The organism is Streptomyces sp. NPDC030165 (assembly GCF_055573595.1).
This window is the reverse complement of the sequence record NZ_JBVIBD010000007.1, coordinates 52,084-77,169: the sequence shown is the minus strand read 5'-3', so window position 1 is coordinate 77,169 and position 25,086 is coordinate 52,084. Positions and strand designations below refer to the sequence as shown.

Below are 25,086 nucleotides of genomic sequence, written 5' to 3'. Positions count from 1 at the left end.
TGTCTGCTCCATCCTCGTGGACAACACGGAACAACACCCACGGCCGGTATCCTGGCTTCCGGATCACCGCGCGCCGCCCGCCTTCCCGACTCACCTGCGTCAGTGGCGTGTTGCTCGGCGTCGCACTCCCCGGTCACAGTGGCGGGACCACGCCGGATTCGCACCGGCTTCCCTGCACCGCGGGCCTACGACACGAACATATAGTTGGACGTCCTAGTAAGTCCAGGGGGAACGGGGACCGGGTCCGCCCTCATCCCTCCCGCACCGGATACGGCACGAACGTGCTGCTGTTCTCGTCGATGGCCAGCGCCCGTCCGAGCGGCGGCACGGCGCGCTGCGGGCACTCCAGGCGTTCGCAGACCCGGCAGCCCATGCCGATCGGCGTGGCCGCGGCGGCGTTGTCCAGGTCCAGGCCGTCGGAGTAGACGAGCCGGGACGCGTGCCGGATCTCGCAGCCGAGGCCGATGGCGAAGGTCTTGCCGGGGTCGCCCCAGCCGCCGCGGTGCCGGGTGACGGCGCGTGCCGTCCACAGGTAGCGGCGGCCGTCCGGCATGGCGGCGATCTGTACGTGGATGCGGCTGGGCGCGGTGAACGCCTCGTAGACGTTCCACAGGGGGCAGGTGCCGCCCGCGCGGGAGAAGTGGAAGCCGGTGGCGGACTGCCGCTTGGACATGTTGCCGGCCCGGTCGACGCGGACGAAGGAGAACGGGACCCCGCGCCGGCGCGGCCGCTGAAGGGTGCTCAGCCGGTGGCACACCGTCTCGTACCCGAGGCCGAAGCGGTCGGTCAGCCGCTCGATGTCGTACCGCAGCTCCTCGGCGGCGGCGTGGAACGGGCCGTACGGCAGGACCAGCGCCGCCGCGAAGTAGTTGGCGACCCCGATCCGGGCCAGCGACCAGGCGGTCGAGCCCTCCTCGAAGTCCTCGGAGGCGGGCCGCGACAGCTCCTCACCGGCCTCCAGCAGCGCCAGCTGGGTCGCCATGCGGAAGGCCCGCTGCCCGGGCCGCAGCCCGGCCGACAGGCGCAGCACCCGGGTGGACGGGTCGTAGTGGTGCAGCGGCCCGTCGGGTGTGCCGGCCAGGCGTACGCCGTGCCGCTCGGTGAGCCGGGCGGCCAGCGCGCGCTGCACCTCGCCGGGGCGGATGCCCAGCTCGGCGGCGAGTTCCTCGGCCGCGGTGTCGGCGTCGTGCAGATAGTTCTGCCGCCGGTAGAAGAACTCGCGGATCTCCTCGTGCGGTGAGAGCGGCACAGCCGGGTCGGTGCTGCCGCCGCCCCGGCCCTCCGCCACCTCCGCCAGCCGCTCGGTCAGCGCCTGGTTGCGCCGTCCCAGGCCGAGCAGGACCGACGCCACCGCGGGCTGTCGCGAGGCGAGTTCGGACAGGTCGGTGGGGGAGACCCGGCCGGCGGCCAGCTCGTCGGCCAGGGCCTCGCGCAGGTCGGCCAGCACCCGGCTGGTGTCGCGCTCGGAGAAGAAGCCGGGGTCCACCCCGAAGGTCTCGGTCAGGCGCAGGAGTACGGGCACGGTCAGCGGCCGTGAGTCGTGCTCCATCTGGTTCAGGTAACTGGGCGAGATGGCCAGGACGCGGGCCAGCGCGGCCTGGCTGAACCCGCGCTCCTCCCGCAGCCGCCGCAGCCGCGCCCCGGCGTAGATCTTGCTCACGGTGCCCCCTCCGTCGCTGCCGGCGCCCGGCAGCACCCTAGTCGCCTTACGGTCGTCAGGGGACTTCGCAACCTTGGCAGAACGGCACCGGAAGATTGGCGGAACTTGGCTGCGGGCCACGGTTGATGGCACCAAGTGCCACTGTCAGAGTCGGCAGTGCGGCCCGCGGCAACATTGCTCACCCGCTACCGGGACGTCCGACGGGCCGCACTTCACAGCTTCGGTGGCACTGGCATGGCACTTGGTGCCGGGTATTCGCACCGTTCACCAGTGGCCTGCCAGAAACCCGCCAGTTCAGTCAGTTCAGCCAGTCCGAGCAGTTCAGGCAGAGCAGTCCACCACGCACAGCGGTCCACCACAGCGGTTTCGAGCGAACATCCGGGAGATGGTCATGGCACAGGCAGATTCCAAGGCGGCCGAGGAACTGGCCCAGCGGTGGGCGACCGACCCGCGGTGGCAGGGCACCACCCGTACGCACAGCGCCGCCGACGTGCTGCGGCTGTCGGGCAGCGTCCGCGAGGAGCACACCCTGGCCCGCCGCGGCGCCGAGCGCCTGTGGCGTCAGCTGCACGAGCAGGACTACATCCACGCCCTCGGCGCGCTGACCGGCGGCCAGGCGGTGCAGATGGTCAAGGCGGGGCTGCAGGCGGTCTACCTCTCGGGATGGCAGGTCGCCGCCGACGCCAACCTGGCCGGCCACACCTACCCCGACCAGAGCCTGTACCCCGCCAACTCGGTGCCCCAGGTGGTGCGCCGCATCAACAACGCGCTGCTGCGCGCCGACCAGATCGCCACCGCCGAAGGAGCCCACGACACCACCGACTGGCTGGTGCCCGTCGTCGCCGACGCCGAGGCCGGATTCGGCGGCCCGCTCAACGCCTTCGAACTGACCAAGGCCATGATCGAGGCGGGCGCGGCCGGCATCCACTACGAGGACCAGCTCGCCTCGGAGAAGAAGTGCGGCCACCTCGGCGGCAAGGTGCTGGTGCCCACCTCCCAGCACGTGCGCACGCTGGGCGCCGCCCGCCTCGCCGCCGACATCGCCGATGTGCCGACGGTAATCGTCGCCCGTACCGACGCCCTCGCCGCCAACCTGCTGACCAGCGACGTCGACGAGACCGACGCGCGCTTTTGCACCGGCGAGCGCACCGCCGAGGGCTTCTACCGCGTCGAGAACGGCATGGCCCCCGTGATCGCCCGCGGCCTGGCGTACGCCCCGTACGCGGACCTGCTGTGGATGGAGACCGGTACGCCCGACCTGGCCCAGGCCCGCGAGTTCGCCGAGGCGGTCCACGCCCGGTACCCCGACCAGCTGCTGGCCTACAACTGCTCGCCGTCCTTCAACTGGCGCGCGGCGCTGGACGACGACCGGATCGCCAAGTTCCAGCGTGAGCTGGGCGCGATGGGCTACCGCTTCCAGTTCATCACCCTGGCCGGCTTCCACTCCCTCAACCACGGCATGTTCGACCTCGCCCGCGGCTACGCCGAACACGGCATGACCGCCTACGTCGACCTCCAGGAGCGCGAGTTCGCCGCCCAGGAGCACGGCTTCACCGCCGTCCGGCACCAGCGCGAGGTCGGCACCGGCTACTTCGACCTGGTCGCGTCCGCCGTCAACCCCGCCTCCGAGACGACCGCGCTGCGCGGCTCGACCGAAGAGGAGCAGTTCCACTAGAGACGGCCCCTCCCGCCGGGCGGGTTCCGCACCGCCGTCCGCCCGGCCCCTTCGCCCGGAACCACCCGCTCGGCCCCTTCGCCCGGAACCAGGAGAGTCACCCATGAGTACACGTATCGCGCGGGCCGGAGTGGTCGGCGGCGGTCAGATGGGCGCCGGCATCGCCGAGGTGTGCGCACGGGCCGGTGTGGAGACGGTGCTGTGCGAGGTGGATGCCACCGCGGCCCGCCGGGCCCGCGCACGCGTCACCCGGTCGCTGGAACGCGCCGTGGAACGCGGCACGACCGGCCGCCCGGCCGCCGAGGCCGCCCTCGCCCGGATCACCTTCACCGGGGAACCGGCCGACCTCGCCGACCGCCAGCTCGTCGTCGAGGCGGCCGTGGAACACGCCGGCACCAAGGCGGAGATCTTCGGCGTCCTCGACAAGACCGTCGAGGACCCGGCGGCGATCCTCGCCACCAACACCTCCTCGATCCCGGTCATGCGCCTGGGCATGGCCACCGGCCGCGCCGACCGCGTACTGGGCCTGCACTTCTTCAACCCCGTACCGGTCATGCCGCTCGTCGAGATCGTCACCTCGCTGCACACCGCCCCCGCGGCCGCCGCCACCGCAGAGGAGTTCGCCACCACCGTCCTCGGCAAGACCGCGATCCGCTCCCGCGACCGCGCGGGCTTCGTGGTCAACGCACTCCTCGTGCCCTATCTGCTGGCCGCGGTCCGCATGGCGGAGTCCGGCTTCGCGACCGCCGCCGACGTGGACGCGGGCATGGAGCTGGGCTGCGCCCACCCCATGGGCCCGCTGCGACTCGCCGACCTCATCGGCCTCGACACCGTCGCCGCCATCGCGCAGTCCCTGTACGACGAGTTCAAGGAGCCGCTGTACGCCCCGCCGCCGCTGCTCCGGCGCATGGTGGAAGCGGGGCTGCTGGGGCGCAAGTCGGGGCGCGGATTCCATCCGTACGACACCTGACGAGAACTGAGTACCGGCCTGTCCCGGTGTTGAGTACCCGTACCGATGCCGCGCCGCGCCGCCGCGGGCAGGCTGACGGTCATGAGCACACCGGCCCCTGCCTCCGCACCCGCACCCGGCGACCTGACGGAACGCGACCCGTTCGCGCCCTCCACGACGGCGCTGCGGGTGTTCGCCGGCCTCGGTCTCCCGCTGCTCGCCGTCGCGTACGTCCTCTTCATGATCATCGTCCTGCACCAGGCGTACAGCGGCGACGGCGCGAGCGGCCCGCTGGCGCACGTCGCGCGCATGGCGCTGGCGCTGTCCCCCGTCGCGGGCCTGATCGCGCTCTGCGTCCCGGCCGCCGCGATGAGCCACGCGGCACGGCGCAACACCGTGGGGCTCCAGTACGCGCTGCTCGTCGCGGGCCCGGTACTGGCGGCCGTCGACTTCTCCTGACGCGGGACGGGGCTCGTACGCCTGTACGGGAACACCGCGGCGGCCCCTCCGGCCGGCACCGCGCGCCGGTCGGAAGGGCCGTTCGCCGCGGATCACTCCGCCGCCGGTCACTCCGGTACGAGCACCACCTTGAGCGCCGAGTACGGCGTCCCGGGCGCCGCGGCGAGCGCCGCGAAGGCCGCCTCGTGCTGCTCCAGCGGGAAGCGGTGGGTCACCAGCCGCTCCAGCGGCAGCCACCGGGCCAGCTCGATCGCCTTCGGGAACACCTGGCTGTTGTAGTCACCGGCCCCGATGATCTGCAGACCGCGCTGGAGGATCTCCAGCGGCCGTACGGTCGCCGACGCCTTGCTGTTGTACCCCATGATCACCACGCGGCCGCGGGCCGCGGCGTACCCCAGGCTCTGCTCCAGCAGATTGCCGACGGTGTCGATGACCACGTCACCGCGCTGCGCGAGCGCGGCCTCGTCCGGCGTGTGCACGGTCACCCGGCCCTCGCCGTCCTGTGCGAACACCGTGCGGCACAGCTCCTGCCGGTACGGGTCCGGCTCGATCAGCAGGACCCGCGCGCCGTAGTGCTGCGCCGCCATCGCGCAGACCACGCCCACCGGGCCGCCGCCGACGATCACCGCGGTCTCGCCGGCCGTCAGCCGGCCCGCCTCGATGTTGTTCAGCGCGCACGCCAGCGGCTCCACGACCACCGCGCGGTCGAAGTCCATGCCCTCGGGCATCGCGTGGATGAACCGCTCGGGCAGCCGGATGTACTCGGCGAACGCGCCGTCCAGGTCGAGCCCGACCTCCGTACCGGCCTTGTTGACACAGAAGTCCCAGTGCCCGCGCAGGCAGGACGGGCAGCTGCCGCAGTAGAGCGTCGGGTTGATGATGACGCGGTCGCCCGGCTTGTGCGCGGTCACCGCCGACCCCACCGCGTCCACGGTGCCGACCGCCTCGTGCCCCATCACCACGCCCGGCTTGGCGGGGAACTTGCCCACCAGCACGCTGCGGTCGGTGCCGCAGATACCGGTCTGCACGACCCGCACCACGACGTCGGTGGGCGCCGAGGCCTCCGGCTTCGGGCGGTCGACCAGCGACACGGTGCGCCGGTCGTCGAGGATCAGGGCCTTCACTTGGTTCCTCCTGCCGTGGTGGGGACGGCGCCGGGGATGTCCCACCGGATGGCGCCGAGCAGTTCCTTGTGCAGCTGGGGGGTGGCCGCCGCGATGCACGACTTCTGGTTCATCGGGTCCAGGTCGAGCAGCTGGGTGGATCCCAGGTCGTCGCCGTACGCGTCGGTGATGGTGACCCCGCTGCGCTTGGCGAGGTAGACCGCGGCGGCGATGTCGTACGGGAACAGGTGCAGGATCGAGCCGCGCCCGGCCTCCAGGAAGGCGGCCTCGGTCGCCGGGTGGTCGCGCAGGACGCGGTTGCCGATGTCGACGTACGCGTCGAGCTGGCCGGTGATGATGCGCGAGACGGAGAAGGTGGCGCTGTTGAACACGAAGATGCCGCCGGTGTTGGCGGACCGGTCCACCAGGTGCGCGTAGGCCGCCGTCATCAGGTGCATGGGGTGGCCGTTGAACTCGATCGACCAGAACATCTTCGCCGGGTCGGTGGTACGGCTCAGCCGGGGCAGCGGGTGCGGAAAGCCGCCGTGCGACAGCCCCTCCTCGTCGTCACCGTAGATCCACGCACCCGACTTGATCTCCAGCAGGTGTGCCGCGGTGACGTCGTCCAGTGTGGGCGCGGACGTCACCAGCGGGGCCGCGGCGATCGACACCATGCCCATCTCCAGCCCGGCCGAGGTGGGCCTGGTGCCGTCGATGGGGTCCACGACCAGCACGTACTGCGGATCGGGCGCCAGCTCGACCAGCGAGCCGTCCTCGGTGTAGACCGCGAGCGGCACCTCCGCGTGCTCGCGCAGGTATTCCAGTACGGCCCGCTCGGCCACCTCGTCCACGTCGAACTGCGCGTCGCCGCCGGGGGAGTCGCCGTGCACCTGCCGGGCCAGGCCCCGGTCGGCGTATGTCATCAGCTCGGCCCTGACGTGCCGGCCCAGGCCGGTCAGCAGCTTCTTCATCCGTGTCATGAGGACAGCTCCGCGCGGAAGAGGTTCTCCAGGCGGTCGCACAGCAGCTCCGCCTGGTCGAGGGTGAGGATCAGCGGCGGCCGGATCTTGAGCACGTTGCCGTAGCCGTAGCGCGAGGTGCGCAGGATCAGACCGTGCTGCCCGGCGGCGCTCGCCAGGTGGTTGGTCAGCTTGACGGCGGGCTTGCCGTCGGGGTGCGCCATCTCGAAACCGATCATCAGGCCGACGCCGCGGACGTCGGCGATGGCCGGGTGGCGGGTCTGCATGTCCGCGAGCCGGCCGAGGATGTAGTTGCCGGTGGCCCGGACGTTGGCCAGGAATTCCGGCTGCCGGACGATGTCCAGGGTGACGTTGGCCGCCGAGGCCGCCAGCAGGTTGGCACCGTAGGTGAAGGAGTGGTGGTTGGCCGGCAGGCCCGCCAGCCGCTCGTTGGTCAGGATCGCCGCGACCTGCGCGCCCGAGCCGCCGAGGCCCTTGGCGGTGGTGATGGCGTCCGGCTCCACGTCGAAGTGCTGCGCCGCGAACATCTGGCCCGTACGGCCGATGCCGGTCTGGATCTCGTCGAAGATCAGCACGATGTCGTGCTCGTCGCAGAAGGCCCGCAGCTTCTGGAAGTAACCGTCCGGCGGGACGATGTTGCCGCCGTTGCCGGAGATCGGCTCCACGATGATGGCGGCGACCTGGCCGGTGCTCGCGTACTCCAGGAAGTCCTCGATGCGGTCCACGCACATCATTCCGCAACTGCCCTGCTTCTGCCCGTAGAAGCAGCGGAAGCAGTACGGGTCCGGCACCTGCAGGGTGCGCGGGAAGAGCGAGGGGAACGGCTCCTTGCGGAAGGCGTTGCCCGACATCGACGTCATCATCATGGTCTGCCCGAGGTGGCTGCGGAACAGTGAGATGACCTCCGAGCGCCCCGTGGCGTGCTGCGCCATCTTGATGACGCCCTCATTGGCGGTGGATCCGCCGGAGACCTTCGGGTGCACCTTGGTCAGGTTCCCGGGGGAGACCTCCACCAGCCGGCGCACCAGGCCGTTGATGGGGTCGCTCTGCACGGAGGAGGTCAGGTGGGTGAAGACGTCCAGCTGGTCCTTCATCGCCTGGATGACCGCCGGGTGGGAGTACCCGAGGCTGAGGTTGAAGGTGGCGGAGGCGCAGTCGAGGTATTCGTTGCCGTCCTCGTCGTAAAGGTAGATCCCTTCGCCGCGCACCATCTTCTGGGCGCTGACGGGGTAATACAGCAGATCACGTACGTTCGTGGCGTCCATGAACATTTCTCCTCGAAGAAGACATGCTGTTGCCAGATATGGATGACGGGAAGCACTGGCACGCCGACCGGGCCCCTGGGGGCGCCACACGGGGGCCTGAACGCCGGCCGGTGGCGGTATGAGGAAGGGGTGTGCTGTCCGGTGGGCGGGCCCGGGCGCTTCGGGGAGGTGGGACACCCCGGCCGGGCTCTTCAACTTCTGACGCCAACGACACTAACAGTCAGAGTGTTCGTTTTTCTTGATCATCTGTGAATCGGCTGGAATCCATCAGGCCGACGTCCGGGCGGCGCCGGTGTGGATGCCCTGAGGTGGCGCCTGAGCTGGCAAAATGGTGAGTCGCTGGGTAGGGGTAGGGGGTGGCGGGGTGGTGGCGGAGTTCCGTCGCCGGGCCCCGTAAGGGCTTCGACAAGGCTCTAAGGGGCGACATGCGGATGATCAGGCCGTCTGTTTCACATTCTTACGCAAATTTCAAACACCCTTGATGGGAACTTGATCGGAAGATTTGATTGCTGCGGTCGAGGCCGGTGCGCGCACAGCAAGGCGCCGGGGCGGGGGTGTCAGGTCCCCCCCCCCGGCGCCGGTATGTGCGGGCGCGCCCCGGGCGTCCGACGGACGCGGCCGGTTGTCGCGGCCGCCCGTCGCTCAGCCGGCTGTCACCGGTTCAGCACCGGCCGCAGCTCCGCGAGCGACGTGAACAGGTGCCCGCGCATCCCCAGGGCCTCCGCCGCCCGTACGTTGGCCTCCCGGTCGTCGACGAACAGGATGCGCTCCGGCGGCAGGCCGAACGCCGTACTGCACCACGTGTAGGCGCCGGACTCCGGCTTGGCGTGCCCGATGCGACAGGAGAAGGCCAGGACCGAAAAGTGCTTCAGCCACTCCTGGCGCTCCTCGTAATGCGCCGCCAATTCCTCCGGAATGTTCGACAGCAGTCCGACGGTGGTGCCGCTGTCCGCCAGTTCCGCGACGAAGTCCACCATTTCGTCGTCGATACGGCTCCAGCTCGCCACGTCGGCGGCGATGAGTTCCGCGACGCGTTCCTCGTCGAAGTGCGTCCCGAGCGCCGCGGCGACCTTCCGCCAATATTGCGCACCGTTGCGGTCACCCCGGTCATAAGGCTGCCGCAGCCCCCAGTAACTCTCCCAGAAGGCGTCACCGGACATTCCGGCCGTCTCCTCCAGCCGGGCGCAGGCGGCGGGGGACTGCTGCCGGGCGATGACGCCGAACATGTCGAAGAGCACCGCGGTCATGACATCACCTCGAAGAGAGCCGCTTCCCCGCCGGCGCGGACCGCGGGCCGGACCGGGGTACGTTCCGCGCCGGCCGGACGTCCGCACCGGCCCGTAATCACACAATGTGCGTGTGAGTACACACTCGGCATGGGCGGATGTCAACCGCCGACCACCCGGCAGGGCGGGGAGCCCAACGGGCGGAAGGCAAGCAACTCGCAGCCGTCGTGTTGATGTGCTACATCAGCGGCATGAATGTCTCCGAACGCCACCGGTTCATCCTGGCCCTGCTGGCCGAACGCAACCGGGCCTCCGTGGCCGAACTCGCCCGCTCCACCCAGACGTCGGAGATGACCATCCGCCGGGACCTGGAACTCCTGGAGTCCCGGGGCGCCCTGCGCCGGGTGCACGGCGGCGCCGTGACCGCCCTGCTCAGCGGGGTCGAACCGCCGTACGCGGTGCGGTCCATGGTCGGCAGCGAGACCAAGGCCAAGCTGGCCGACGTGGTCGTACGGATGCTCAACGACGGCGAGACCGTCGCCCTGGACACCGGCACCACGGCGGTCGCCGTCGCGCACGCCATGGCGGGCCGCCGACTGACCGTCACCCCGCTGTCCCTGCACGCGACCATGCCGCTCGCCGAACACGAGGGCATCCGCCTGCTGCTTCCCGGCGGGCAGGTCCGGCCGGGGGAGCTGTCCTTCTACGGGGAGACGGCGCTGCGCACCTTCGAGGACCTGCGCTACGACACCTTCATCCTGGGCTGCTGCGGGGTGGACGCGGCCAGCGGCGCCACCGCTTACAGCCTGGACGACGTACACGTGAAGCGGGTCGCCGCGCGGGCGGCGCGGCGCATCATCCTGGTGGCCACCGCGGAGAAGCTGGGGCGGGTGGCGCTCGGCAGGATCTGTTCGGTCGAACAGCTCGACGTGGTGGTGACCGACGCGGCCCAGGGCACGCCGGTGGTCGAGGAGATGCGCGCCGCGGGCGTGAACATCGTGCACGTGTGACGCCCCGCCCTGCTGCCCGCTCCCTGGACAGCGAGGCAGGGCGGGGCAGTTGGCCGGAATCCGGAACGCGCGGCTGTGAGCCGAACTCGCCGACCGGTGCCGCCGTTCCCCGTCGGGTCCGTAACCCGCAGCAGTCCTTGAAAGCCCTTACGCACATCCTCGGTGTGCGTTATGGTCAGCCGTGATGAGTGAATCGACTGCCTCCACCACCGGGTCGCCGCCGTCGCGGCGTTTGCGTACCGCGCGCGCCTGCACCTTCGTGGCTTTCGCGCTCAACGGTTTCGTCATGGGGATGTGGATCGTGCACATCCCGGCGATCGAGCACCGGGTCGGCATCACCCATGCCGTCCTGGGCTGGCTGCTGCTCTTCCTGGGCGGCGGCGCCTTCGCGGGCATGCAGGTCTGCGGAGCGCTGGCCGACCGGTTCGGCAGCCGCAACATCGTGCTGGCCGGCGGCGCCCTGTGCAGCGCCACAGTCGTCCTGCCCGGCCTGGCGGACTCGCCGTGGGTCCTGGCGGCGGCCCTCCTGGCGCTCGGATTCGGCAACGGCTGCCTGGACGTCAGCATGAACACGCAGGCTGTTCAGGTCGAGCGCGGTTATGGCCGTCCCGTGATGTCGGCCTTTCACGCGGTGTTCTCGGTCGGCGGCGTCATCGCCGCACTGATCGGCGCCCGCACCATCAGCTGGGGCTGGCAGCCCTCCCTCACCCTCGCGGTGGTGGCGGTGGCCGGCGTACTGATCACGCTCGCGCTGGTGCCCGGCCTGCTGCCCCCGGAGCGCTCCGCACCGGCCGCGACCGGCCCGGAGACGGCGGACGCCGGCACGTCCGGGGCCACCGCTCCGGCCCCCAGGCGTCGTACGCCGTCCCAGGTCTGGGCGCTGGGTGTGCTCGCGTTCATGCTCATGCTGTGCGAGGGCGTCGCGAACGACTGGAGTGTGCTGCACCTCAAGGACGTGCTGGACGCGCCCGCCGCGACCGCCGCCCTGGCGTACGGCGGTTTCTCCACCGCGATGACCGTGGGCCGGTTCGCCACCGACCGGGTGGTGGGCCGCTTCGGCCGGGTCTTCGTGGTGCGCTACGGAGCCGGTCTCGCGGCCGTCGGCCTGGCGGTCGCCTCGCTGTCCCCCTGGGTGCCGCTGGCCCTTCTCGGCTGGACCATTTTCGGAATCGGCCTGTCCGGGTGCATTCCGCAGTTCTTCACCGCGGCCGGAAACGTGGATACGGCGTCGTCCGGCGCGAACGTGTCCCGCGTGGCGGGCATGGGATATGTGGGAATGCTGGCGGGCCCCGCCATCATCGGGCCGCTCACCCATCTCGTACCCCTGAACGTCGCCTTTTTCCTGCCCGTCGCCTTCTGCGTGGCGGCGGTGTGTTCCGCCGGAATTCTCCGCCCGGCCCGCAAGGCGACGACCGCTCCGGAACCGGCGCCGGCCGACGCATGAACCGATCCCGCACGGTGGCCGGCGGCACCCGGAGCCTCGCCGACTACCTGGACAAGCGGCGGATCCACCCACGGGCGCAGGCCGCCACCAAGGACGAACTCCTGGAATCCCTGGCCGGCGGCCTGCACACCGCGGGCGCCTTGTGCGACCCCCGCGCCTTCGTCTGCGCGGTACGCCTGCGCATGACGCAGGGCACCAACGGCTTCCACGGCATCGCCCTGCTGGCTGCCCGCAGCCGTGCGGTCAGCTGCCCGGCGGCCGCCTTCGCGCGGGTGCCGGCGGAACTCGGCTGGCGCGGGGCCGACGACCGCCCGGTGCGCGACGTGTTCCTCCTCGCGGCGCCCCGCAGGCTCCGGGACGCCGGCTGCGTACAGGCGTACTCGGTCCTCGCGCGCCACACCGCCCACCCGGGCTTCCGCCGGATGCTGACGGCAGCCCGTACCACCGACGACCTGTACGACCTCTTCCGCCTCATCCGCTGAGCACCGCCCCGTACGGCGCTCACATGCCCTGGGGCCGCGTCCGCGGCGCGAAACCGGCGGAGTCATCGCGACAGCGCGTACGCCAGAAAGCACGTGACGACGACGGAAAGGACGGCGGACACCTGGTAACGCGCGGGGAACGCGTACTTCTCGCGCTTCACGCCGCGGCCGATCTCCTCGGCGTACCGGTGCAGGAGTTTCCGCGACGGGAACAGCCCGATCGTGATCCCGAACCAGGCGAAGGAGTACAGCACCAGCATGTGCCGCGGAGACCAGTGCTGGTACTGGAACTGCCCGACCAGGACCATACCCAGGCAGCAAGCGAGGGAAATGAGGGGAAACGCGATTCTCGTCTTGCGCCCCGGTATCCATCTGGCCATGGCGAAACAGAAGACGAACGTCGCCGCGGCGGCCATGAGTAACAGGGCGGCGAGCGGGAGGGACACGAGCATGCGGGGTCCTTTCGGCGCGGCAGAGGGCGTAAGGGCCGGTGACCTCATGTGTCACCGGCCCCTACGGCCTACCGTATGAGGACCCCGGTCGTCACCCCAGCGATCCCAGCAGGCCGGTGACCGGCGAAATGAGGTCGTGTGCGAACCCCGTGGCCGACCTCACGACATTACTGCCGCCGAGGGCGGTGATCCACCTGGACTGTCCGAAGGTGACCAGGCCGAGCGCCGCGCTTCCGGCGGATGCCATGAATTCACCGCTCCCGAAGCCGTGCTCGATCCCCGTGAACACCGCGCTGATACCCCCGAGTGCCACGGAGGCGATGCCGAACCCGAGGGCGACAGCTTCGAGGGGCGGGAAGATCAGACCGGCGAGGCCGAGGCCGGCCGCGATGAACCCGGTGCCGATGCTGGCCCAGTTGGTGGCGTTCGCCCACCAGCCGGCGTCCCGCCACCACGGCGTGTCGTCGCCCTTGACCTGGTCGTTGTCGGCCGTGTCGACCGGGTTCCGGCCGGACTCCCTGGCCTTCTTCGCCGCCTCGGCCGCCGCCTTGGCGGCCGCGGCGATCTCGGCCCGGCGCTTGGCCGCGACGATGTGGTGGGCCTGGCTCGCGGCCGCTGCCGCGGCTCTGGAGTCCTTGCCCGCCTGGACGGCGGAGGCGTGCGCGCTGGCGGCGGAGGACTGCGCGCTGTTGGCGGAGGCCGTCGCGCGACGGGCGGCGTTCAGCGCGCGGTTGGCGGAGAAGTTCGCCGACCGCGCGGCCGACCGGGCGGTGGCGGCGGCCTTCTTCGCCTCGTTCGCCGAAGCCTGCGCGGCGGCGGCCGACTTGTCGGCGGCGTCCGCGTTCTCCTTCGCCTCCTTGGCGTACGACGCCGCCCGGTCGGACGACTTCTTGGCCTTGTCCGCCCACTCCAGCGCCTCCTGCGCCGCGTTGCGCGCCTTGGCCGCGGCCTCCTGAGCGAGCGCGGCGACCTCCTGCGCCTTGTGGGCGATCTTCGCGGCGGCGGCGATCGCCCCCCGGATGGCGGCGATGTGGGTCGCGGAGTCGTGGTCGAGCTGGGCGGTTTTGTACTGCACCGAGGCGACGAAGTTGCGGCGGATCCACGCCGGCCCCTCCATCGCGGCCTCCGCGTGGGCCTTGGTGTACGGGCCCGCCTTGGCGAGGATGGCGGCGGTCGCGACCGCGTCGTCCTCCTTCAGCGCCTCCTGGTAGCCGGAGTTGAAGAAGGTGTGCAGCGCCTTGGGCGTGCCTGCGTCGAGCGTCTCGTTCGCCGCCCGCTTGACGGCGGCGCCGGGGGCGTCGGCGAGGACACGGGCGAGCTGGACGCGGTTGTCCATCGCGGCGGCCTCGACGGCGCCGGCCTCCAGGAAGGAGGTGGGGGCCGCGGCGGAGTCGCTCTCCAGCGCCTTCTGCGCCGCCTCGGCGATGGTCGGGCTGGAGATCTGGGCCATGTAGAGGACCGTCTCGCGGTCGTCCTGCCCCTGCGCCAGGGCCCGGTCGGTGTCGATCCAGGTGTGGACGTCGGCGTCGGTGCCCGACAGGGCGAACCGGGCCGCTTCCCTGCTCCATGTACCGTGCGAGTCGCACAGGGCGATGGCGGCCTGGCGGCCCACCGTGGCGGCCTGGGCGAGGTCACCGGCCTTCAGCGCCGCCGCGGCCCGGTCGATGAGGTCCTTCGTGGCCTGATCGGTCTGCTCCGCCTGCGACCGCTTCTCGGCGAGTTCGGCCAGCTCCTGCTGCTCGAGCTGCGCCAGCAGCCGGGCTTCCTCCCGCGCCTGCTTCGCGTCCTCGTCCAGGCGCTGCCACTCGGCCTCGCGCGCCTTCTTCTCCACCTCGATGGCCTCGGTGACGGCCGCGGTGGCGTTGTTGGCGGCCTTGGTGGCCTCGTTGGCGAACTCCTGCGACTTCTTCGCGTACTCGACGGCCTGCCCCGCGTACTTGGCGGCCCACTCGGCTGCCTCGGCGGACTTCTCCGCGTGGTCGGCGGCGGAGTTGGCCGCGTCGCGGGCGGTACGGGCCGCCTTGGCGGAGGCGTTGGCCAGCGCCTGTGCGGTGCCCGCGGCGTTGGTGGCGATGGCGGCGTTCGCGTTGGCGATGCCCGCCTGGCGCTTGGCCTCGGCGGCCTCGGCCCGCGCCTTGCCCGCCGCGGCGGCGGCCGTGGCCGCGCTGGAGGCGGCGGAGGCGGCGTTGCGGGCGGCTGAGGCGGCGGCGCCACCGGCGGAAGCGGCCTGCGCGGAAGCGGAGGCGGCGTAGTCGGCGGCCTTCGCGGCCGTACGGGCCTTGGCCGCGGCATTGCGCGCGGCGATCGCCGCGTTCTTCGCGGCGGACGCCTGTGAGGCGTTCTTCGAGGCGGCGATGGCGGAGTGGTACGCGCGGGCGGCGGCGCTGCCCGCGGTGGCGGCCGCGTGGCTCGCGGCGGTCGCGGCGTACGCGGCCCGCCGGGACGCCGCGACGGCGGCGTGCGAAGCGCGGATCGCGGTACGGGCGGCGTCCGCGGCGCCCCGTGCGGCACTGGCCGCCTTCCGGGCGGCCTTGCCCGACCTGACCACGTCCTCCTTGGCGGCCTCGGCCTCGGCCGCCGCCTTCTGGGCGGCCTCCTTCGCCTTCTCTGCCGCCGTGACGGCACGGGCGGAGGCCTCCTCGGCGAGCTTGGTCTGCGCGTCGGCCCGCTTGCCCTCGCGCTCGACGACCGCGACGAGTTCCTCGATCGTCGCCGACTCCTGGTCGCGGGCGCGGGCGATGTGCTGGCCGGTGTCGAGGAACCACTCGAGGTCCTGGCCGGACCCGGACAGGGCGCGGGAGGCGTACTTCTTCACCTCCGGGCCCGCCTCGGTGAGCATCTTCGACACCTCCACCCGCATGTCCTCCTGGCGCGCGGTGTACTGGCCCGCGGTGAGGAAGGCTTCCAGGGCCGGCTGGGTGTCGGCGTCGAGGGCGGCGCCGGCTTCCCGGCGTACGGCCTTGTCACCGGTGGCCAGCACGGTCGAGGTGACCACGCGGAGGTCCTCCATGACGGCGGGCTGGTAGCCGCCCTTCAGGAAGGCCGCGATGGCCGCGTCACCGCCCTCGATCGCCGCGACGGCTTCGCGGCGGATGCCCTTTCCGGCACCGGCCAGGGCGGTCATGATCGCGACCCGGTTGTCCTCCACCGTGACCCTGGGCAGCTCCTGGGCCAGGAAGGTCTGCACGTCGGCGTCGGATCCGACGAGGGCCTGCTCGGCCGCCGCCCGGGTGGCCTTGCCGCCCGTCATCCACGCCTTGACGGCCTTGGCCCGGTCGGTGTCGGGCAGGGCGAACGGGTCGGTCTCGGGAGTGCCGCCGTCCGCGGGAGCCGCTGCCGGGGCCGCCACGGCGGCGACGGGACTGAGGACGAGACTTGAGGTGGCGGCGGCTGCGCCGGTGGCCGCTAAAGCGGTCAGGACGCGGCGTCTGCTCCAGTACGTGGTGTCCAAGGTGGTCCTATCTGACGGCGCCTGGCGGCGGGACACGGACCGCGGTATGCCGCCAGACATGCTCAAGTTGTGGTCGATGTGCTCATGTACCGGCATGACTACGGAAGTTGACCGGCGCACTGACAGCGCATGTCTCGTGACCATAAGCAGCTAAAGAGAGTGTTGGCTATGTGTGTGGCGTAAGTAAAGACGTGAGAAGGAATACAAAGCCTTTATGTTAAGGGTTAGTTGGATTTGTCCGAGTCTTTCCAGTGGTTTGGGGCACAACCCCGTGCTTGAATCTGGCCGTCTCCGTGCCCGCACCACCACCGCACGTGACGAAGCCCGTTCCGGACCGGGCGGGCGCGGCTCAGCTCACCTTTCAGCAAGGGACCTCGTATGAAGCTCGCACGGCGGATCATCGCCACGGGTGCGGCGGCAGCGGCCTGCGCGGCTGCCGTCAACGCCACCTCCACCTCTCCCGCCCCCTTATTCCCCCCGTCGATGGCGACGGTCGCGGACGGCGAACCCGGTTACGCGATCGAGGACTTCGCCTACCCGGGCGCGGACAGGATCAAGGCGGAGAAGGGCATCACCCTCAAGCGCGGCGACGGCAACATCGTCCTGGCCGAGTGCGGCAGCTCCACGGGGCTGATGGAGGTCTGGTCGCGGAAGAACGACAAGACCTGCTTCCAGGTCACCGGCGCCTCCGGCTACCTCACCCTGGAGATCCCGGCCGTCTTCGCCGTCAAGGGCGCCGCCGACCAGGCGGCCGACGTCACCCTCACGGCGCCGGACGGCACGAAGCAGGAAGTGGCGGTCCCCAAGGACGAGTGGACGCCGGTCGGCGAGTCCACCGACCCGCAGACCCGTGAGCACCTGCTCGTCGAGATCAGCGTCGGGCAGCACAAGCCCGCCGCGCTGTCCGGCGACGCCGCCCGTCCGTGGCTGACCCGCGTCACCGTGAACACGCCGGGACACGACGGCAGCCGTAGCTGCAGCGGCGCCCTCGTCGACCGGACCTGGGTGCTCACCGCGGCCAGCTGCTTCACCGACGATCCGGCCAAGGCGCTCCGGGCCAAGGCCGCGCCGGCGCTCGACGCGACGGCCTCCTTCGCCGGACGGGCCCCGGTGAAGATCAATTACTTGATACCCCGCGGTGACCGGGACGTCCTGCTCGCCCGGCTGGACACCCCCGTCACCGACATCACCCCCGCCACCCTCGCCGGCAGCCCCGCCGCCGACGGAGCCGCGCTGGTCGCCGCCGGGTACGGCCGTACCGACACCGTCTGGATGCCCAAGAGCCCGCACCACACCACCGTGACCCGCGGCAGCGCCACTGCCACCGCCCTGAATCTGACCGGCGGCCGGATCTGCAAGGGCGACACCGGCGGACCGGTCCTCGACGCGAACGGGCGCATCACCGCGGTGCAGAGCCGCGCCGACCACGCCGGCTGCCTCGGCCAGACCGGGCAGGGCGACAGCGCGATCGCGGCCCGCACCGACAACATCGTCCCGTGGCTCGACGGCAGCACCTTCAGCGGCAAGGCGCGGTTCGGCCTGGACGAGAGCGCCGGGTCGCGGCGGGTCCTGGGCGGCGCGGCCGAGGACTTCACCGCGCGTCTGGCCGGCGGCGCCGAACTGGGCGTCACGGGCAAGACCGGTACGGCCCTCCAGCTGAACGGCACCTCGGCATACGCGGCCACCACCGGCCCCGTCGTGGACACCACGAAGTCCTTCTCCGTATCGGCCTGGGTCAAGCTCGGCAACAAGGACCGCAATTACACGCTGTTGTCGCAGGCCGGCAACCGCGCCAGCGGCTTCCAGCTGTACTACTCCCAGCACTACGACAAGTGGATCTTCAACCGGCACGTCAAGGACGCCGACGACACCACCATCGCCCGCGCGACCAGCAAGGACGTCGCGAAGTCGGGCACCTGGACGCACCTGGCCGGTTCCTACGACGCGGCCAAGAAGACGGTGTCGCTGTACGTCGACGGGAAGCTGCAGGAGTCGACGGCGTTCACCACGCCGTGGCGCGCCTCCGGCGGCCTCCAGATCGGCCGGCTCCTCTACAAGGGCGCGTGGACGGAGCACACCCTGGGCCTCGTCGACGACGTACGGGTGACGCAGTCGGCGATCACGGCGGCCGACGCCGCGTCGATCTCCGGCGGCGACCTCCCGGACCACGTACAGGAACTGGCCTCCTTCTCCCTGGACGAGAAGTCGGGCAGCGCGGCCGTCAGCGGCGGCAAGGGCGCCGGCCCGGTGGCCACGGTGGCCGGTGGCGGTGCCGAACTGGGCGTGACCGGCAAGGTCGGCACGGCACTGCACCTCAACGGCACCACGGCGTACGCGGCCACCGCCGCCCCCGTCGTGGACACCACGAAGTCCTTCTCCGTCTCGGCCTGGGTCAAGCTGGACAACAAGGACCGCAACTACACGCTCCTGTCGCAGGCGGGAAACAGCGCCAGCGGTTTCCAGCTGTACTACTCCAAGCACTACGACAAGTGGGTCTTCAACCGCCACGCGAAGGACGCGGACGACACGACGATCGTCCGCTCCACGAGCACCGACACGGCACAGGCCGGCGTCTGGACCCAGCTGACCGGCGTCTACGACTCCACCGCCAAGAAGATCCAGCTCTTCGTCAACGGAAAGCCGCAGCCGGCGACCGAATTCACCACACCGTGGCGGGCCGCCGGCGCCCTGCAGATCGGCCGCCTCTTCTACCAGGGCGACTGGCAGGAGAACTTCGCCGGCACGATCGACAACCTGCGGGTCTGGGACCGGACCGTCGACGCCGGTGACATCGCCAACGACGGCATCAGGGTGGCCGGCTGACGGCCTTTCCCTTCTTCACCACCTTCTGCACCACCGGGACCCGGTCCAGCGCTCGTGCCTGGGCCGGGCCCCTCTTCTCCGTCGGCATTCGAGTACCCGTCGCGTGCGTGCTCGGTCGGTCCATGAGTGAGGCTCCGAAATGAAACCGCGTGGCAGATTCGCACTGCCCTCCCTGCTGATAACCGTCATTCTGGCCACCCTGTGGGTCGTCACATCCAGCGGTCTGTTCACAGCACCACCCGATGTCCGGGCCTCCGTGGCCGCGCATCCCGTACTGGCGGAGAAAGCGGTCTTCGGCCTGGACGAGAGCGCCGGGTCGCGGCGGGTCCTGGGTGGCACGGCCGAGGAGTTCACCGCGCGCCCGGCCGGCGGCGCCGAACTGGGCGTGACCGGGAAAACCGGCACCGCCCTTCAGCTCAACGGCACCACGGCATACGCGGCCACCACGGGCCCCGTCGTGGACACCACGAAATCCTTCTCCGTCTCCGCCTGGGTCAAGCTCGAAGGCAAGAACAAGAACTACACCTTTCTGTCACAGGCGGGCACCCACAGCAGCGGCTTCCAGCTGTACTACTCGAAGACCTACGACAAGTGGGTCTTCAACCGCCATGCGAAGGACACCGACGACGCCGCCATCGTCCGCGCCATGAGCAAGGACGCCGCCCAGGTGGACACCTGGACGCACCTGACCGGCTCGTACGACGCCACGAAGCACTCCCTCTCCCTGTTCGTGAACGGAAAGCCGCAGGAGTCGACGGCCTTCACGACGCCGTGGCGCGCCTCCGGCGGCCTCCAGATCGGACGCCTCCTGTACAAGAGCGCATGGCAGGAGAACGCGCTCGGCCTCATCGACGACGTACGGACGGCGCAATCGGCGGTCACCGCGTCCGACGCCGCGGCGCTCGCCAACGACGAAACGCCGACCCACCTCCAGGAACTGGCCTCTTTCCCCCTGGACGAGAAGCCGGGCAGCACGACCGTCAGCGGCGGCAAAGGCGCCGGTCCGGTTGCCACATTGGCGGGCGACGGTGCCGAACTGGGCGTGACCGGCAAGGCAGGCACAGCGCTCCACCTCGACGGCACCGCTGCCTACGCGGCCACCGCCGCACCCGCCCTCGACACCACGAAGTCCTTCTCCGTCTCCGCCTGGGTGAAACTCGACAACAAGGACCGCAACTACACCCTCCTCTCGCAGGCGGGCAACCACGCCAGCGGTTTCCAGCTCTACTACTCCAAGCATTACGACAGATGGGTCTTCAACCGCCACGCCAAGGACACCGACGACACGGAAATCGTCCGTTCCACGAGTACCGACACGGCGCAGGCCGGCGTCTGGACCCACTTGACCGGCGTCTACGACTCCGCAGCCAAGAAGATCCAGCTCTTCGTCGACGAAAAGCCGCAGCCCGCAGCAGAATTCACCACACCGTGGCGCGCCGGCAGCGCCCTGCAGATCGGCCGCCTCTTCTACCGGAGCACCTGGCAGGAGAACTTCGCCGGCACCCTCGACGACATCCGCGTCTCCGAGCAGAGCTCCGCCGCCCACTGCTCCCGCACCGCCACCGTCGGCCACCGCGGCGCACCGAAGCTCGCCCCGGAGAACACGCTCGCCTCACTGGAAGCGGCCGCCGACCACGGCGCCGAATGGGTCGAGACCGACGTGCAGTTCACCAAGGACGGCCAAGCGGTCATCATGCACGACGCGACCGTGGAAAGAATGACCGACGGAACGGGACGCATAGACCAGCTCACCGCTGAACAGATTTCCAAGCTGACGGTGAAGGGCGGAGGCCGGGTCCCCACCCTGGAGCAGGTCCTGACCTCCCTCAAGGCGCGGTCCGCCAGACTCCTCCTGGAAATCAAGGGACCGCAGCCCGCGGCCCACGTGGAACTCGCCCTCAGACTCGTCTCCGAGGCCGGAATGGCCGAACGCACGATGGTCCAGTCCTTCGACGAGGCAGTGGTACGCGACGCCACCGCCTCCCCCCACAAGATGAAGGTCGCCCTGCTCCGCGACAAACTCGACCCGGACCCCGTAGCCACGGCCCGCACGTTCTCCCTCACGGCCTACTCGGTGGCCTACAAGGCCCTGGCCACCCACCCCACCGCCCTGGACCGGCTCAAAGCCGCCGGCATCGACGTCTTCGTCTGGACCGTCGACCGCGAAACCGACTGGCAGACCGCGACATCCTGGGGCGTGGACGGCGTCATCACCAACCGCCCCGACGTGTTCCTGCAATGGCGGAAGACCCACTGCACGGAGGCGACTCCTGCACCCTGAAAGTCACCGCTGAAACACACCCCTGACAGCCGTCACGACAGAGGAAAGGCCGGTGCTGACGCCCGCCATGTCCAAAGCCGAAATCGACGCACTGACCGCCGAGTTCTTCGGTGCCTTCGACAACCGGGACGGCCGCACCGCCGACGTCTCCCGGATCCGCCGGCTGTTCCTCCCGGGAGGTGTGATCGTCGCGACCGGACCGCAGTTCACGGCCTATACCGTCGAGGAGTTCATCGAACCCCGCCGACGCCTTCTGTCCGAAGGCCGCCTGGTCGAGTTCTCCGAGTGGGAAACCTCCGAACGAACCGAGATCACCGGCGACATCGCGTCCCGCACCGGCGAGTACCGCAAGTCCGGAGTCCTGGACGGCGAACCCTTCGAAGGCGGCGGAACCAAGACCCTCCAGTTCGTCCGCACCCCGGACGGCTGGCGCATCAGCGCCTGCGCTTGGCACGACCGGCCCTGACGGTCCCCCCGGCCCGGCAGCCGTCGCGGGTGCCGTAAGGGCCGCCACACATGCCACCGCCCCCTCTCGGTCTGCGTCTCAGCAGCGGAGAGGGGGCGGTGGCATGTGTGGTGTGGGGGCAGCCTAGATGTCCCTGAAGATCTCGATCTGCGCCCCGATGGAGTTCAACCGCTCCGCCAGGTCCTCGTACCCCCGGTTGATGACGTAGACGTTGCGCAGCACCGACGTGCCCTCGGCCGCCATCATGGCCAGGAGGATGACCACCGCGGGGCGCAGGGCCGGGGGGCACATCATTTCCGCTGCGCGCCAGCGGGTCGGGCCGTCGATCAGTACCCGGTGCGGGTCCAGCAGTTTGACCTGGGCGCCGAGGCGGTTGAGGTCGGTCAGGTAGATGGCGCGGTTGTCGTAGACCCAGTCGTGGATCAGGGTCTGGCCCTGGGCGCTGGCCGCGATGGCCGCGAAGAACGGGACGTTGTCGATGTTCAGGCCCGGGAACGGCATGGGGTGGATCTTGTCCAGGGGGGCCTGGAGCTTGGAGGGGCGGACCGTCAGGTCGATGAGGCGGGTGCGGCCGTTGTCGGCGGCGTACTCCGCGCTGCGTTCGTGGTTGAGGCCCATCTCTTCCAGGACGGCGAGTTCGATCTCCAGGAACTCGACCGGGACGCGGCGGATCGTCAGTTCGGACTCGGTGACGACGGCGGCCGCCAGCAGGCTCATCGCCTCGACGGGGTCCTCGGACGGTGCGTAGTCCACGTCGCGGTCGATGTGCGCGACGCCGTGCACGGTCAGCGTGGTGGTGCCGACGCCCTCGACCCGTACGCCCAGTTCCTCAAGGAAGAAGCACAGGTCCTGGACCATGTAGTTGGAGGACGCGTTGCGGATGACCGTGACGCCGTCGTGCCGCGCGGCGGCGAGCAGGGCGTTCTCGGTGACGGTGTCGCCGCGCTCGGTCAGTACGATCGCGCGCTTGGGGGAGATGGAACGGTCCACGTCGGCGTGGTACGTGCCGTCCGTCGCGGTGATCTCCAGGCCGAAGTGGCGCAGCGCCGTCATGTGCGGCGTGATCGTCCGGGTACCGAGGTCGCAGCCGCCCGCGTACGGGATCTTGAAGTGGTCCATGCGGTGCAGCAGCGGACCGAGGAACATGATGACGCTACGGGTGCGGCGCGCCGCCTCCGTGTCCATGGCGTCCAGGTCGAGTTCGGCCGGCGGCACGATCTCCAGGTCGTTGCCGTCGTTGATCCAGCGGGTGCGGACGCCGACGCTGCCCAGCACCTCCAGGATCCGGTAGACCTCCTCGATGCGGGCCACCCGGCGCAGGGTGGTGCGGCCCGCGTTGAGGAGCGTGGCGCACAGCAGGGCCACGCACGCGTTCTTGCTCGTCTTGACGTCGATGCTTCCGGACAGGCGTCGGCCGCCGACGACACGGAGGTGCATGGGTCCCGCATACCCGAGCGAGACGATTTCACTGTCCAGAGCCTCGCCGATCCGCGCGATCATCTCAAGGCTGATGTTCTGGTTGCCGCGTTCGATGCGGTTGACCGCACTCTGGCTCGTACCGAGCGCCTCCGCGAGCTGCGTCTGGGTCCAGCCCCGGTGCTGCCGCGCGTCGCGGATGAGCCTGCCGATGCGTACGAGGTAGTCGTCTGCCATGAGCACGACGGTATCTCAGATATGAGATCAGCGAGTAATCGGGCGTGTCGTGGGGTGGTGTGGTGTCGGCCGGGGGCGGTGGGGCTGGCCCGTCATTCAGGGGCTTGTTCTAGTACGATGCGAACAAAGGGAGGCGCTCGTGAATGCCGTGCATGCCAAAACCGTCGTCGGACCGCCCGTGAATCGTCGCCCCTGGCGGGCGTTGATCGCCGTACTGCCGTTCCTCCTCGCCGTCGTGACCGTGACCGTGGTCTTCTGGCTCCTGCGGGACCGGGTACCCGATCCGCTGGCCGTGCACTTCACCGCCGACGGCACCAGTGACGATTTCGCCGAGCGGGCCGATTTCCTCACGGTGTGCCTGGGTGTGCCCCTCGTCTTCGGTGCCGTCATCGGCGCGCTGGTGCTGCGCGACGAGGCGGCGGGCGTCCTGCGCTGGCTGATCGGCGTCGGCTACGGACTGGCGGGCCTGTTCGGCAGCCTGGGGGTGTCGACCCTGTTGGTGAACGCGGACGCCGGTGAGGCGTCGGCGGTCCGGTTGCCGCTGGTGCACCTGGCGGCGGCCCTGGGGGTGGCGGTACTGGGCGGGGCGGTGGGCTGGCTGTGCGCCGGCCGCGACCGGGTACGGGCGGACAAGGTGGCCGGGCCGTCGCGGGCGACGCCGCCCCTGGCCCTCGCGGACGGTGAGGTCGCCGGCTGGTCGCGGACCGTCGGCTCGCCCGTCCTGGTCGTGCTCGGCCCCGGGCTGCTGGCCGTCGGCGTGCTCTTCGGTCTGGCGGTGAGCTGGGTCGGCGCGGTGGGCTTCACCTTCGCGTTCCTGACCTGCGCGGCGTTCGCGGTCGTACGCGTCACCGCCGACCACCGCGGCCTGACCGTCGCCTCGCCCCTGGCGCCTCGCCCCCGGCTGCGCATTCCCCTCACCCGGGTGGTGGAGGCAGGGGTCCAGCAGGTCAGTCCGCTGGCCGACTTCGGCGGCTGGGGCTACCGGATACGGTCCGGGCGCAGCGGCATCGTGCTGCGTACGGGCGAGGCGCTGGCGCTGCGGCTGACGAACGGCCGCGTGTTCGTGGTGACCGTCGACGACGCGGCCACCGCCGCCGCACTCCTGAACGCCCTCGGGGCCCGCGCGAGCACGGAGGATTCGAGCGGTGCTGCCGGCGCCGACCCCGCCGCCGGGCCCGATTCCGCTTCCGACCCCGGCCAAGGAGCCTGACGTGCTCTTCCGTATCGATCACGCCTCTCCGGTCCCGCTCGGCGACCAGATCGCCGCCTCGGTCCGGGGCGCGCTCGCCGAGGGCTCCGTACGGTCCGGCGAACGTCTGCCCGCGGCCCGGGCGGTCGCCGAGTCCCTGGGCGTCAACGTCCATACGGTGCTGCGCGGTTACCAGCGTCTGAAGGACGAGGGCCTGATCGAACTCCGCCGCGGCCGCGGCGCCGTGGTGACCGGTGACGCCTCTGCGGGCCGTGTACGCCTCACCGAACGCGTGGGCCAGCTGGTGGCCGAGGCCCGCGATCTCGGCCTCACGGACGACGAGGTCGTGGCCCTGGTCCGGACGGGACTGTCGACAGGGTGAGGTGGGGTGGGACGGGGTGAGGGGCGGTCATGGCCTGCCGGGTGCCGGTGGAGGCCGTCACCGGCGAACGGCCCGCGAGTGACGCAGCTCACTCGGCCTGCCCGTCACAGACGCGAGGCCGGCTGCATCCCGTGTG

General features: G+C 70.7%; 19 protein-coding genes and 1 riboswitch. Of the genes, 11 read left to right on the top strand and 8 right to left on the bottom strand.

Going from position 1 to position 25,086, the window contains the following annotated elements; all coding sequences use genetic code 11:
- Positions 1-24 precede the first annotated feature (24 nt).
- A riboswitch (cobalamin riboswitch) is annotated at positions 25-197 on the bottom strand.
- A 53-nt stretch (positions 198-250) separates the two neighbouring features.
- On the bottom strand, positions 251-1,660 hold the full coding sequence (locus tag ACZ4Z1_RS15365; RefSeq protein ID WP_468487081.1) for a short-chain fatty acyl-CoA regulator family protein: 1,410 nt from the start codon (positions 1,658-1,660) through the stop codon (positions 251-253).
- A gap of 391 nt (positions 1,661-2,051) precedes the next feature.
- Between ACZ4Z1_RS15365 and aceA the strand changes: the two genes are divergently transcribed.
- The 3 genes from aceA to ACZ4Z1_RS15350 all read left to right on the top strand — a co-directional run bounded on the left by aceA (position 2,052) and on the right by ACZ4Z1_RS15350 (position 4,743).
- The gene (gene aceA, locus ACZ4Z1_RS15360; RefSeq protein WP_468487080.1) at positions 2,052-3,335 is read left to right on the top strand and encodes an isocitrate lyase; all 1,284 of its coding nucleotides are present in this window, start codon (positions 2,052-2,054) and stop codon (positions 3,333-3,335) included.
- Positions 3,336-3,438: 103 nt separating this feature from the next.
- Positions 3,439-4,305 carry a 3-hydroxybutyryl-CoA dehydrogenase gene (locus tag ACZ4Z1_RS15355; protein ID WP_468487079.1) on the top strand — a complete coding sequence of 289 codons (867 nt, stop codon included), beginning with the start codon at positions 3,439-3,441 and terminating at the stop codon, positions 4,303-4,305.
- Positions 4,306-4,386: 81 nt separating this feature from the next.
- A complete protein-coding gene (locus ACZ4Z1_RS15350) occupies positions 4,387-4,743 on the top strand; it encodes a hypothetical protein (protein ID WP_468487078.1) in 357 nt (118 codons plus the stop codon).
- A gap of 107 nt (positions 4,744-4,850) precedes the next feature.
- On the opposite strand, the gene ACZ4Z1_RS15345 is transcribed toward ACZ4Z1_RS15350, so the two are convergent.
- From ACZ4Z1_RS15345 to ACZ4Z1_RS15330, 4 genes are all read right to left on the bottom strand, one after another.
- Complete coding sequence (locus ACZ4Z1_RS15345; protein ID WP_468487077.1) at positions 4,851-5,867, bottom strand: zinc-dependent alcohol dehydrogenase; 1,017 nt, start codon at positions 5,865-5,867, stop codon at positions 4,851-4,853.
- On the bottom strand, positions 5,864-6,826 hold the full coding sequence (locus ACZ4Z1_RS15340) for an inositol monophosphatase family protein (RefSeq protein WP_468487076.1): 963 nt from the start codon (positions 6,824-6,826) through the stop codon (positions 5,864-5,866). The genes ACZ4Z1_RS15345 and ACZ4Z1_RS15340 overlap by 4 nt, the downstream gene beginning before the upstream one ends.
- Complete coding sequence (locus ACZ4Z1_RS15335; RefSeq protein WP_468487075.1) at positions 6,823-8,091, bottom strand: aspartate aminotransferase family protein; 1,269 nt, start codon at positions 8,089-8,091, stop codon at positions 6,823-6,825. The genes ACZ4Z1_RS15340 and ACZ4Z1_RS15335 overlap by 4 nt, the downstream gene beginning before the upstream one ends.
- Before the next feature lie 653 nt (positions 8,092-8,744).
- Positions 8,745-9,338, bottom strand: coding sequence for an HAD family hydrolase (locus ACZ4Z1_RS15330; RefSeq protein ID WP_468487074.1), 594 nt, complete (start codon positions 9,336-9,338; stop codon positions 8,745-8,747).
- 230 nt (positions 9,339-9,568) lie between these two features.
- Here ACZ4Z1_RS15330 and ACZ4Z1_RS15325 point away from each other — a divergent pair, with 230 nt between their 5' ends.
- The 3 genes from ACZ4Z1_RS15325 (at position 9,569) to ACZ4Z1_RS15315 (ending at position 12,253) form a co-directional block, all read left to right on the top strand.
- Positions 9,569-10,327, top strand: coding sequence for a DeoR/GlpR family DNA-binding transcription regulator (locus ACZ4Z1_RS15325; protein WP_468487073.1), 759 nt, complete (start codon positions 9,569-9,571; stop codon positions 10,325-10,327).
- Between the two features lie 184 nt (positions 10,328-10,511).
- Entirely contained in the window at positions 10,512-11,771 is a 1,260-nt protein-coding gene (locus ACZ4Z1_RS15320; RefSeq protein ID WP_468487072.1) for an MFS transporter, read from the top strand.
- Positions 11,768-12,253 carry a PTS sugar transporter subunit IIA gene (locus ACZ4Z1_RS15315; protein WP_468487071.1) on the top strand — a complete coding sequence of 162 codons (486 nt, stop codon included), beginning with the start codon at positions 11,768-11,770 and terminating at the stop codon, positions 12,251-12,253. Before ACZ4Z1_RS15320 ends, ACZ4Z1_RS15315 begins: the two co-directional genes overlap by 4 nt.
- A 62-nt stretch (positions 12,254-12,315) precedes the next feature.
- Here ACZ4Z1_RS15315 and ACZ4Z1_RS15310 read toward each other — a convergent pair whose 3' ends face one another.
- Positions 12,316-12,705, bottom strand: coding sequence for a hypothetical protein (locus tag ACZ4Z1_RS15310; protein WP_468487070.1), 390 nt, complete (start codon positions 12,703-12,705; stop codon positions 12,316-12,318).
- A gap of 91 nt (positions 12,706-12,796) precedes the next feature.
- The gene (locus ACZ4Z1_RS15305) at positions 12,797-16,156 is read right to left on the bottom strand and encodes an ALF repeat-containing protein (RefSeq protein WP_468487069.1); all 3,360 of its coding nucleotides are present in this window, start codon (positions 16,154-16,156) and stop codon (positions 12,797-12,799) included.
- A gap of 378 nt (positions 16,157-16,534) precedes the next feature.
- Between ACZ4Z1_RS15305 and ACZ4Z1_RS15300 the strand changes: the two genes are divergently transcribed.
- From ACZ4Z1_RS15300 to ACZ4Z1_RS15290, 3 genes are all read left to right on the top strand, one after another.
- Positions 16,535-18,979 (top strand): LamG-like jellyroll fold domain-containing protein, encoded by a 2,445-nt coding sequence (locus tag ACZ4Z1_RS15300; protein ID WP_468487068.1) that lies wholly within the window; start codon positions 16,535-16,537, stop codon positions 18,977-18,979.
- A gap of 139 nt (positions 18,980-19,118) precedes the next feature.
- Entirely contained in the window at positions 19,119-21,260 is a 2,142-nt protein-coding gene (locus tag ACZ4Z1_RS15295) for a glycerophosphodiester phosphodiesterase family protein (protein WP_468487067.1), read from the top strand.
- A gap of 67 nt (positions 21,261-21,327) precedes the next feature.
- The gene (locus ACZ4Z1_RS15290) at positions 21,328-21,726 is read left to right on the top strand and encodes a nuclear transport factor 2 family protein (RefSeq protein WP_468487321.1); all 399 of its coding nucleotides are present in this window, start codon (positions 21,328-21,330) and stop codon (positions 21,724-21,726) included.
- 123 nt (positions 21,727-21,849) lie between these two features.
- On the opposite strand, the gene ACZ4Z1_RS15285 is transcribed toward ACZ4Z1_RS15290, so the two are convergent.
- On the bottom strand, positions 21,850-23,379 hold the full coding sequence (locus ACZ4Z1_RS15285; protein WP_468487066.1) for a helix-turn-helix domain-containing protein: 1,530 nt from the start codon (positions 23,377-23,379) through the stop codon (positions 21,850-21,852).
- Positions 23,380-23,518: 139 nt separating this feature from the next.
- On the opposite strand from ACZ4Z1_RS15285, the gene ACZ4Z1_RS15280 reads away from it, so the two are divergent.
- Positions 23,519-24,589, top strand: coding sequence for a DUF1648 domain-containing protein (locus ACZ4Z1_RS15280; RefSeq protein WP_468487065.1), 1,071 nt, complete (start codon positions 23,519-23,521; stop codon positions 24,587-24,589).
- A gap of 1 nt (position 24,590) precedes the next feature.
- Complete coding sequence (locus ACZ4Z1_RS15275; protein ID WP_468487064.1) at positions 24,591-24,950, top strand: GntR family transcriptional regulator; 360 nt, start codon at positions 24,591-24,593, stop codon at positions 24,948-24,950.
- Positions 24,951-25,086: the final 136 nt, after the last annotated feature.